The sequence below is a fragment of the Zemynaea arenosa genome (assembly GCF_004614185.1).
Classification (GTDB): Bacteria; Pseudomonadota; Gammaproteobacteria; order Burkholderiales; family Burkholderiaceae_D; genus Telluria; species Telluria arenosa.
Genome location: NZ_SPVF01000250.1, coordinates 1 through 10,329 on the forward strand (window position 1 = coordinate 1; position 10,329 = coordinate 10,329).

At 67.4% G+C, this 10,329-nt stretch carries 7 protein-coding genes and 1 tRNA gene; 6 read left to right on the forward strand and 2 right to left on the reverse strand.

Annotated features, from left to right (window positions below; genetic code table 11):
- A partial coding sequence (locus E4L96_RS19595) for an alpha/beta fold hydrolase (protein WP_135208901.1) occupies nt 1-910 on the forward strand: 910 nt, incomplete at its 5' end.
- Nucleotides 911-1,040: 130 nt separating this feature from the next.
- On the opposite strand, the gene uvrB is transcribed toward E4L96_RS19595, so the two are convergent.
- Nucleotides 1,041-3,128, reverse strand: a complete 2,088-nt coding sequence (gene uvrB / locus E4L96_RS19600) for an excinuclease ABC subunit UvrB (protein ID WP_135208902.1) — start codon at nt 3,126-3,128, stop codon at nt 1,041-1,043.
- A 91-nt stretch (nt 3,129-3,219) separates the two neighbouring features.
- Here uvrB and E4L96_RS19605 point away from each other — a divergent pair, with 91 nt between their 5' ends.
- From E4L96_RS19605 to E4L96_RS19620, 4 genes are all read left to right on the forward strand, one after another.
- Nucleotides 3,220-4,434 (forward strand): amino acid aminotransferase, encoded by a 1,215-nt coding sequence (locus E4L96_RS19605; protein ID WP_135208903.1) that lies wholly within the window; start codon nt 3,220-3,222, stop codon nt 4,432-4,434.
- Between the two features lie 106 nt (nt 4,435-4,540).
- A tRNA-Asn gene (locus E4L96_RS19610) sits at nt 4,541-4,616 on the forward strand.
- Between the two features lie 149 nt (nt 4,617-4,765).
- Complete coding sequence (locus tag E4L96_RS19615) at nt 4,766-8,131, forward strand: PAS domain-containing protein (protein ID WP_135208904.1); 3,366 nt, start codon at nt 4,766-4,768, stop codon at nt 8,129-8,131.
- A gap of 49 nt (nt 8,132-8,180) precedes the next feature.
- Nucleotides 8,181-8,963 (forward strand): CPBP family intramembrane glutamic endopeptidase, encoded by a 783-nt coding sequence (locus tag E4L96_RS19620; RefSeq protein ID WP_135208905.1) that lies wholly within the window; start codon nt 8,181-8,183, stop codon nt 8,961-8,963.
- 9 nt (nt 8,964-8,972) lie between these two features.
- Here E4L96_RS19620 and E4L96_RS19625 read toward each other — a convergent pair whose 3' ends face one another.
- The gene (locus E4L96_RS19625; RefSeq protein WP_135208906.1) at nt 8,973-9,476 is read right to left on the reverse strand and encodes a hypothetical protein; all 504 of its coding nucleotides are present in this window, start codon (nt 9,474-9,476) and stop codon (nt 8,973-8,975) included.
- A 119-nt stretch (nt 9,477-9,595) separates the two neighbouring features.
- Here E4L96_RS19625 and E4L96_RS19630 point away from each other — a divergent pair, with 119 nt between their 5' ends.
- Nucleotides 9,596-10,240 (forward strand): TorD/DmsD family molecular chaperone, encoded by a 645-nt coding sequence (locus E4L96_RS19630; RefSeq protein WP_229414627.1) that lies wholly within the window; start codon nt 9,596-9,598, stop codon nt 10,238-10,240.
- Nucleotides 10,241-10,329 lie beyond the last annotated feature (89 nt).

The window sequence follows — 10,329 nt, forward strand, 5'->3', positions numbered from 1 at the left end:
GCCCGCGGTCGCGGCGACGCGCGGCGTCGCAGGTGCGATGACGCTCGCACGGAGGCAGCAGCTGCGCCGGCATGTGACGCTGCCGCTGGGCCGGATCGCCGTGGTCGAGCAGGGCAGCGGCCCGGCGGCGCTGTTCCTGCATGGCTTCCCTCTGAACAGCTTCCAGTGGCGTGATGCGGTGGCGGCGCTGTCCGCACACCGCCGCTGCATCGCCCCGGACTTCCTGGGCCTGGGCTACACCGAACCGGCGCCGGGTCAGGGCGTGGCACCGGACGACCAGGTGGCCATGCTGGTCGCGCTGATGGACAAGCTGGGCGTGGACCAGGCTGACGTGCTGGCCAGCGACAGCGGCGGTGCGGTGGCCCAGCTGCTGCTGGTGCGCCACCCGCAGCGCGTGCGCTCGCTCCTGCTGGCCAACTGCGACAGCGAACCCGATTGCCCGCCGCCCAAGCTGCTGCCGGTGATCGCCGAGGCACGCGAGGGCGTGTTCGTGGACCGCTCGCTGGCGTTGTGGGCGAAGGACCACGACCTGGCCCGCTCGGCCCAGGGCCTGCACGGCCTGTGCTACCTGCACCCGGACGCGCCCAGCGACGCCGCGCTGGACGCCTACCTGCTCCCGCTGGTCTCCAGTCCGGCACGCAAGGCACTAGTGCACGCCTACGCCATCGCGCTGGACCACAACGTGCTGGCGGGCGTGAGTGCACCGCTCAAGCAGTCGAAGGTGCCGGCGCGGGTGGTGTGGGGCCTGGCAGACGACATCTTTTTCACCGGCGCGCCCGCGCACTTCGAGCAGGCTTTCGGGAATGGCCGCGGGGTGCGTCGCCTGGACGGCTACAAGCTGTTCTGGCCCGAGGAGCGGCCAGACGTGGTGGTGGAGGAAGCGCTGGCCCTGTGGGGCGTGCAGGCCTGAGGGGAGCAAGCGGCACGGGCACGCGCCGCCCGCAAGGACCGGGGGGCGAGCGCCAGGTGCGGTGCCGACCCCGCTTTGCAAGCTCCGCCAGCGTGGCCCATCTGCGCCGCCAGGCGCGGCGCCGTGCGGCTTATTTCCCCAGCATGGACACCACGTTGTCCGCCCCCGGCGCGCCGAAGGCCTGCTGCTTGAGCACGTGCAGCTGGTCGCGCACCTGCGCGGCCTTTTCGAACTCCAGGTTCTTGGCGTGGTCCACCATGAGCTTCTCGAGCCGCTTGATCTCCTTCGAGATCTGCTTCTCGCTCATCGCCTCGACCTTGGCCGTCTGCTTCTGCTCCTCGACCGTCTCGCGCGCGCCGGACGGGCTGTAGACGCCATCGATCATTTCCTTGATGGCCTTCTTCACGCCGCGCGGCGTGATCCCGTGCGCCTCGTTGAAGGCGATCTGCTTGGCGCGCCGGCGCTCGGTCTCGTCGATCGCGCGCTGCATCGAGTCGGTGACGTTATCGGCGTACATGATGGCCACGCCGTTGAGGTTACGCGCCGCCCGGCCCACGGTCTGGATCAGCGAGCGCTCGGAACGCAGGAAGCCTTCCTTGTCCGCATCCAGGATCGCGACCAGCGACACCTCCGGCAAGTCCAGGCCCTCGCGCAGCAGGTTGATGCCGACCAGGACGTCGAAGGTGCCCAGGCGCAGGTCGCGCAGGATCTCCACCCGTTCCACGGTCTCGATATCGCTGTGCAGGTAGCGCACCTTGATACCGTGGTCGGACAGGTACTCGGTCAGCTGCTCGGCCATGCGCTTGGTCAGCGTGGTGACCAGTACCCGCTCGTCTTTGGCGATGCGGTCGGTGATCTCGGACATCAAATCGTCCACTTGCGTGCGCGCCGGCTTGACGATGATCTTCGGGTCGACCAGGCCGGTCGGGCGCACCACCTGTTCGACCACGTTGTCCGCATGCTGCTGCTCGTATTCGGCGGGGGTGGCGGAGACGAAGATCGTCTGCCGCATCTTCGATTCGAATTCCTCGAACTTCAGCGGCCGGTTGTCCAGCGCGGACGGCAGGCGGAAGCCGTAGTCCACCAGGTTGGTCTTGCGCGAGCGGTCGCCGTTGTACATGGCATTGAGCTGGCCAATCAGCACGTGCGACTCGTCGAGGAACATGAGCGCGTCCTTGGGCAGGTAGTCGACCAGCGTCGGTGGCGGCGTGCCGGGCATGGCGCCGGTCAGGTGGCGCGAGTAGTTCTCGATGCCCTTGGTGAAGCCGATTTCGGCCAGCATCTCCAGGTCGAAGCGGGTGCGCTGTTCTAGCCGCTGTTCTTCAATGAGCTTGTTCTCCTTGCGGAAGTACTCCAGGCGGTCGCGCAGTTCGGCCTTGATGGACTCGATCGCCCGCAGCACGGTGGAGCGCGGGGTCACGTAGTGCGAGCCTGGGTACACGGTGAAGCGCGGGATCTTCTGGCGCACGCGCCCCGTCAGCGGATCGAACAGCTGCAGCGAGTCGATCTCGTCGTCGAACATCTCGACGCGGATCGCCAGCTCCGCATGCTCCGCGGGGAAGATGTCGATGGTGTCGCCGCGCACGCGGAAGGTGCCGCGGCCGAAGTCCATCTCGTTGCGGGTGTACTGCATCTGGATCAGGCGCGCGATCACGTCGCGCTGGGCCACCTTGTCCTTGTGGCGCAGCGTGAGGATCATCTGGTGGTACTCGTTGGGGTTACCGATACCGTAGATCGCGGAGACCGTGGCCACGATGACCACGTCGCGCCGCTCCATCAGCGACTTGGTGCACGACAGGCGCATCTGCTCGATGTGCTCATTGATCGACGAGTCCTTCTCGATGAACAGGTCGCGCTGCGGCACATAGGCTTCCGGCTGGTAGTAGTCGTAGTACGACACGAAGTACTCGACCGCGTTCTCGGGGAAGAACTCACGGAACTCGGCGTACAGCTGCGCGGCCAGCGTCTTGTTGGGCGCGAACACGATGGCCGGGCGGCCGGCGCGCGCGATCACGTTGGCCATGGTGTAGGTCTTGCCGGAGCCGGTCACGCCGAGCAGGGTCTGGTAAGACAGGCCGTCGTCGATGCCTTCCACCAGCCCGTCGATCGCAGTCGGCTGGTCGCCCGCGGGCGGGAACGGCTGGTGCAAGCGGAACGGAGAGTTCGGGAAGGTCACCACGGTGGGGGCGGGACCGGAATTTGCTGCCTCTTCTGCCATGAAATCAGACCTTTGTTAGAATGGTTGTCCCTCTGCGAACACCCTTGCTGCAACGGGCTCGCTGTCTATACAACCCTGCTCAGTTTATCAAATGAACTCACCAGCATCAGCCAGCATCTTCGGCGCCATCGACATGGCCCCGCGCGACCCCATTCTCGGCATCACGGAAGCCTTCAACGCCGACACCAATCCGCAGAAAACCAATCTCGGCGTGGGTGTCTATTATGACGACGAAGGCAAAGTCCCGCTGCTGAACTGCGTGCGCAAGGCGGAAGAGGTGCTGATGGAGCAGCGGGCGCCGCGCACCTACCTGCCGATCGAGGGTTTGGCGTCGTATGACAAGGCGGTGCAGGAACTGGTATTTGGTGCCGACAGCGCGGTTATTCAAGAGAAGCGCGCGGTCACGGTGCAGGCCCTGGGCGGCACCGGCGCGCTGAAGATCGGTGCCGATTTCCTCAAGCGCTTCGCACCCGATGCGCAGGTCTTCATCAGCGATCCAAGCTGGGAGAACCACCGCGCGCTGTTCGAGAGCGCGGGCTTCACGGTCAATAACTACACCTACTACGACCCGGCCACCCATGGCGTGAACTTCGCGGGCATGACCGCAGCGCTGGAAGCGATGCCGCGCGGGTCCATCGTGGTGCTGCACGCGTGCTGCCACAACCCGACCGGCGCGGACCTCACCGCGGCGCAGTGGGAGCAGGTGATCGCCATCGTCGTGGCGCGCGGGCTGGTGCCGTTCCTCGACATGGCCTACCAGGGCTTCGGCTCGGGCATCGCGGAAGACGGCGCCGTGGTGCGCAAGTTCGCGGCGACCGGGGTGCCGCTGCTGGTGTCCAATTCCTTTTCCAAGTCGTTCTCGCTGTACGGGGAGCGGGTGGGGGCGTTGTCGGTGGTCGCGGCCTCGCATGAAGAAGCGGCGCGGCTGCTGTCGCAATTGAAGCGCATCGTGCGCACCAACTACTCTAACCCGCCGACGCACGGCGGCAAGGTGGTGGCCGCGGTGCTGACCACGCCGGAGCTGCGCCAGCTGTGGGAGTCCGAGCTTGCCCAGATGCGCGTGCGGATCAAGGAGATGCGCGACCAGTTCGTGGAGCGCCTCAAACTCAAGGCGCCGGGCCGTGATTTCGAGTTCGTGCGCCAGCAGGTGGGCATGTTCTCGTACTCGGGCTTGACGAAAGAGCAGGTGCACCGCCTGCGCGACGAGTTCTCGATCTACGCGGTGGACACCGGCCGCATCTGCGTGGCCGCGCTGAACTCGAAGAACATCGAGCGTGTGATTGACGCGATCGCCAAGGTGCTGTAAGATCTTGCCTCTTTCGGAGTGATCCGAAACGGCAGCAGAGTGTTCACTGAGCCATTCGTCTGATTCTTGACGGCACTGTGAGCGGTGAATATAATGTTGCCTCTTTTCCCTGATAGCTCAGTCGGTAGAGCGACGGACTGTTAATCCGCAGGTCCCTGGTTCGAGTCCAGGTCGGGGAGCCAGAATTCGAAAGCCTCAGCATCCGTGCTGGGGCTTTTTTGTTTTGGGCGCCTGCTATCGCTGCTGTCAGTCCGGCTGCCGTGGACTACGCGCGGCGCACGATTGCAAATTCTGCGCGGCAACATTTGACGATCTGATCTAGAATGGCCGGATGGCTCCGCCCCATGATCCTTCGTCCCAGGAACAGGCAGTTGAACAGCTGTGCGTGTTTCGCGCCGCGGCCAGCCTGCTGGCGTCCACGCTGGACCTGAACCAGACCCTGGCCAACACCATCGCCGCCTGCCTGCCCGCACTGGGCGACTTCGGCTTTTTCGACGTGGTGCTGGACAAGGGCGTGCGCCGCACCGTGCGTGCCCATGCCGACGACCAGGCCGAGGCAATCCTGTGCGGTACCCAGTGGATCCGCAGCGAGCGCACCGACATCAACCTGTGCGCGCTGTCCACCAACGCTTCCGCCTACCACCCGCACATCGACGACGCCTGGTACTGCCACGCCGCCGCCAGCGAGGGTCACTTGGAAGGCATGCGCGCGCTGGCCTTCGGCTCGATGATTTCGGTCCCGGTGCGCTTCCACGGCGAGCTGCTGGGCGCCCTGACCCTGTTCATGGCCAAGTCCGGGCGCCACCACACGCGCGCCGACCTCGCATTCGCCGAACAGATCGCCGACCTGGCCGCGCCCATCGTCTTCAATGTGCGCCTGCTGGACCGCCAGCGCCGCGCCGAGGACGCGCTGCGCATCAGCGAGGAGCGCCTGCGCCTGGCCACCGACGCGGGCCGCATTGGCATCTGGGAATGGGAGCCGGACACCGGCACGGTGAGCTGGTCCGACCAGCTGTATGAACTGCACGGCATGCAGCCGCGCGAGGCCGGGCCATCGGTGGAGCTGTTCCTCGCCACCGTGCACCCGGACGACCGCGCCCGCGTCGCCGCCGACATGCAGGCCGACCTGGGCAAACCAGGCGGTGAAATCCGCGCCCGCTTCCGCATCCAGCGCCGCGACGGCGCCGTGCGCTGGTTGTCCACCCACGCGCAGGTCCACCACACCGGCACCCTGCGCGTGATCGGCGCCACCATCGACATCACCGACCAGATGTCGACCCAGTCACATCTCGAAGTGCTGAACGAAGAGCTGCAGCAGCGCGTGCAATCCAGCGACTCGGAGCGCGACCGCATCTGGCGCCTGTCGCAGGACATGTTCGCCATCGCCAGCTACAACGGCGTGCTGCGCGCCCTGAATCCGGCCGTGACTCCGATTCTCGGGTGGACCGAGCCAGAGCTGCTGGGCCGCCCCTTTCTCGAATTCGTGCATCCGGACCAGCACGCGGAAGTGGCGGACAAGCTGGCCGCCCTGGCGCGCGGCACCGCTGTCGAACGCTTCGAGATGCGCACCCGCCACAAGGATGGCAGCTGGCGCTGGCTCTCTGTCACCGCCACCGGCGAGAATGGCCTCCTGTATGCGTCCGGCCACGACGTGACCGAGATGCGCCGCCTGCGCGAGCAGCAGCTGTCGGCCAGCGAGACGCGCCTGCAGCTCGCCCTCACCACCGGCCGCATGGGCGCCTGGGACTGGGACCTCGCCGCGAACCGGATCAAGTGGCTGCCCGGCATGGCAGTCCTGCACGGACTTCCGCCAGGAGCCTCCGTGGCGGACTTCGACGACTACCTGCGGATGGTTCACCCGGATGACGTCGCGGCGATCCAGAAGCAGCTCAGCGAGGGGCGGGCACGCGGCGCCGGCTACACCATCGAATACCGCGTCATCTGGCCGGACGACAGCATCCATTGGCTGGAAGGGCGCGCGGACTTCGTCACCGACAGCGCTGGCCAGCATGTCGGCCTGGTGGGCGTGTGCGTCGACATCACCCAGCGCAAACGCACGGAGCAGGACCTGCGCTTCGTGGCCGACGTCAGCACCGAGCTGGCCATCATCGTGGATCACCAGCGCACCCTGGACAAGCTGGCCCACCTGGCCGTGCCCAGTTTTGCCGACTGGTGCGCCGTCGACCTGCTTGACGACGACGGCGACCTGGACCGCGTGGCCGTCGCCCACGTGGACGCGGCCAAAATCCCGCTTGGCTACGAGATCGCCGCGCGCTGGCCGGTGGACCGCGAGCAGCCCGGCGGCGCCTGGGACGTGATCCAGAGCGGCGAGCCGCGCTACACCCAGTACATCACGCCCGAGCTGCTGGACACGGCCGTGCGCGACCCCGACCGCCGCAAGGCACTGCTGGCCATGGGCCTGCGCTCGTATATCGGCGTGCCGCTGCGCGCCCGCGGGCACACCTTCGGCGCCATCACCTTCGTCACAGCCGAGGGCCGCCGCATCTACACGCTGGAGGATGTGCGCCTGGCCGAGGAGATCGGCCGCCGCGCCGCCGTCGCCATCGACAACGCGGCCCTGTACCGCTCCTTGAAGAACGCGGACAAGCGCAAGGATGAATTCCTCGCCATGCTGGCCCACGAGCTGCGCAACCCGCTGGCGCCGATCCGCGCGGCGGCGGAGTTGATGAAGATGTCGCGCGACCCGGCCATCATCGAGCGCACCAGCACCGTCGTGGCGCGCCAGGTGGACCACATGACCGGCCTGGTGGACGACCTGCTGGACGTCTCGCGCGTCACGCGCGGGCTGGTGTTGCTGGAGAAGAAACCGGTCCCCGTGGGCCGCGTGGTGGCAGCCGCCGTCGAACAGGTGCGCCCGCTGATGGAGGCCCGCAACCATCATCTTGTGCTGGCGCACACGCATGACCCAGTGCTGGTGGAGGGCGACGAGAAGCGCCTCACCCAGGTGCTGGCCAACCTGCTGAACAACGCCGCCAAGTACACGCTGCCGGGCGGGCACATCGAGCTGCAGGTGGAAGCGGGCGAGCATCAGGTAGCCATCTGCGTGAAGGACAACGGCATCGGCATGGATCAGAACCTGGTGGCCACCGCCTTTGAACTGTTCGCGCAGGCCGAGCGCAGTGCGGACCGTTCGCAGGGTGGCCTCGGGATCGGGCTCGCGCTGGTGAAAAGCCTGGTGGAGCTGCACGGCGGACGCGTCAAGGCGCACAGCGCGGGTCTGGGGCAGGGCAGCGAGTTCACGGTGCGCCTGCCGCGCCTCGCGCAGCTGCACGCCCCGCACGCCGATGCGGCGGGCGCCTACGACACCCGCGTGCCTGCGCGCGGCCAGCGCGTACTGATCGTCGACGACAACGTCGATGCCGCCGAGATCCTCGGCCTGTTCCTCGGCGAGGCCGGACACGCGGTCACGGTCTGTCACGCCTCGCTGGAAGCGCTGGGCATGGTCGCCGAAGACGCCTTCGACGCCTGCATCCTCGACATCGGCCTGCCGGAAATCGATGGCAACGAACTGGCGCGCCGCATCCGCACGCAATGCCTGCGCGCGCCGCTGCTGATCGCCGTCACCGGCTACGGCCAGGAGCGCGATCGCGCCAACGCCACCGCGGCCGGGTTCGACCACTACCTGGTCAAGCCGGTTGACATGGGCCAGCTGCTGGGCATCCTGGACCGGTCCTGATATCCTTTCGCGCGTTCCTCAACAGTTCGGTCGGATACCGCGAGAGCCCATGCACCTGACATCCAACGGCGCCATCCCGCGCCCCACCGCCGCCCGCCTGCTGCTGGTGGCCGTGGTCCTGTTCTTCTTCTACCAGCTGCCGCACGGCGTGGGCAATGACAACCTGATCCTCATGGTCCCGCTGGTGGCTTGGTGGGGTTCGCGCATGCTTGGCTTTCATGGCCTGCGCGCGTGGTACCTCGATGCGCGCCAGGGCTGGCTGCGGCTGCTCGGGCTGGGCGTGGTGCTCAGTTGCGCGGCCAAGGCGCTGGCGCTGGTGATCGGAAGCGGAGCGGACGTCTACACGGTCGCCTGGACCGGAGGTCCGCCGCTGGCCGCGCTGGCCGGGCCGCTGGCGCTGACCGTGTTCGGCACCTTCGTCGCGTCGATCTCGGAGGACATCCTGACGCGCGGCCTGGTGCTGCGGGCCTTCCCGCGTCTCGATGGCCGCTGGCTGTTCATCGTGGTGTCGTCGGCGCTGTATGTGCTGAACCACATCTATCGGTTGCAGAAGGGGCCCAGCGAGTGGATCATGCTGTTCTGCATGGGGCTGGCCTACGCGGCGGCACTGTACCGCAGCGGTACGCTATGGGCGGCGGTGGGCCTGCACTGGGGCTGGAACCTGGCCAATGGCCTCGCGGATCTGTTCGGGCAGGTGGACGTGGCCAATGCCACTGCCGCGCCATACTGGACGGCGGGTGCGCACCTCGTCATGCTGGCCGTCACGCTGTTGGTCATGCGCCCCAACAGCCTGCCGGCGGCGGCCGTACCCTCCCGCGCGCCGGGCGCGTAGCGCGCAGCCTTAACGCGCGGCGGCGGCGCGCTCGAACACCAGCGCGTCCACCATCCGCCAGGCCGCGCCGTCCTTGCGCACTTCGTAGGTCATGCGGAAGTGCCGGGCGTCGATCTTTTCGAACACGAAGTGCTCTTCGCGTGCCCCTTCGCCGCGCGCGAAAGTCAGCTTGCCGTCGACCCAGCCGCTGGATACCAGCTCGCGCTGCCCGCCCATGCTGTCGAACACCACCATTGCCAGCCCCCCATCCTTGCGTGCGCCCCACATGCTGAGCGCTTTGTACGTGTTGGGCGCGCGGTCGGTGTGGCGGTAGCTCATCCACGCTCCGTCCAGCTCCGGCGTGAAGGCGACGTCCGCTTCGATCGGCCGCCCGCTCGCGAATGCGCCCTTGCCGCTCCACTGCCCGCTGAAAAAGGACGCGACATCGGCAGGCAGCTTGAGTGGCGCGGGCGCCTGCGCGAACGCGGGCAGGGCGGCGGAAACGAGCAGGGCAGCGAGCGCGTGACGGAACATGGAAACTCCTCGGTGAACAGGTCGCGCGCAGCCTAACACAGCACGATGTACATACGTCTACTGTGCGCTTGTGCGGAAACGATTGTCGTAGACTCGGCCATAACCTGAGGTGTGGAGACGTGACGACTACAACGACCGTGCAATTTGCCGCGACCATGGGCCCCGCAGAGGAAGACCAGGCGCGTGCGGACATGTATTCCCTGCTGGCGCGCCTGCTGTTCGCACCGCCGGACGCTTACCTCTACCAGAACCTGGCCGCCGCCCCGGTGCGCCTGGGCGCGGTGCAGCCGCTGGAACAGGCCTGGGCCGCGCTGGCCAATGCCGCCGCGCGCATCCCGCTGCAGGCCGTGCGCGACGAGTACGACGCGCTGTTCGTGAGCATCGCCGCGCCCAAGGTCAATCCTTTCGCTTCGCTGTACCAGGCTGGCTTCCTGCATGAAGGTCCGCTGGTGGAGCTGCGCGCCGATCTGGCTCGCCTCGGCCTGGCGCGCCGCAGCGGCAGTGGCGATACCGAGGACCACCTGGGCGCGCTGTGCGAGACGATGCGGGTGCTGATCGCGGGTAGCGGCGGCCGTGCCCCGCAACCGGTCGAGGTTCAGCGCCGCTTCTGGATGGCGCATATCGCGCCGTGGTACGCGCGCTGCCTGGCCGACCTGCGCAGCCAGCCGGAGGCCTGCTTCTACGCTTTCGTGGCCGACCTGTCCGAGGCTTTCCTCGCCGTGGAAGCCACCGCCTTCGAACTGGAGACCGAACCATGGATGTGAATCGCAAGCTGGCCGGCCCCTCCGGCCCAGCCGCCCCCGCCGACCCGCGCGGCGGCACGCCAACCGTCTCTGACGCCCAGTCCACGTCC

What these genes read in the sequence shown, in the direction of transcription:
- uvrB (WP_135208902.1), bottom strand. Translation starts at nt 3,128, where the DNA reads ATGGCAGAAGAGGCAGCAAATTCCGGTCCCGCCCCCACCGTGGTGACC.
- E4L96_RS19605 (WP_135208903.1), top strand. Translation starts at nt 3,220, where the DNA reads ATGAACTCACCAGCATCAGCCAGCATCTTCGGCGCCATCGACATGGCC.
- E4L96_RS19615 (WP_135208904.1), top strand. Translation starts at nt 4,766, where the DNA reads ATGGCTCCGCCCCATGATCCTTCGTCCCAGGAACAGGCAGTTGAACAG.
- E4L96_RS19620 (WP_135208905.1), top strand. Translation starts at nt 8,181, where the DNA reads ATGCACCTGACATCCAACGGCGCCATCCCGCGCCCCACCGCCGCCCGC.
- E4L96_RS19625 (WP_135208906.1), bottom strand. Translation starts at nt 9,476, where the DNA reads ATGTTCCGTCACGCGCTCGCTGCCCTGCTCGTTTCCGCCGCCCTGCCC.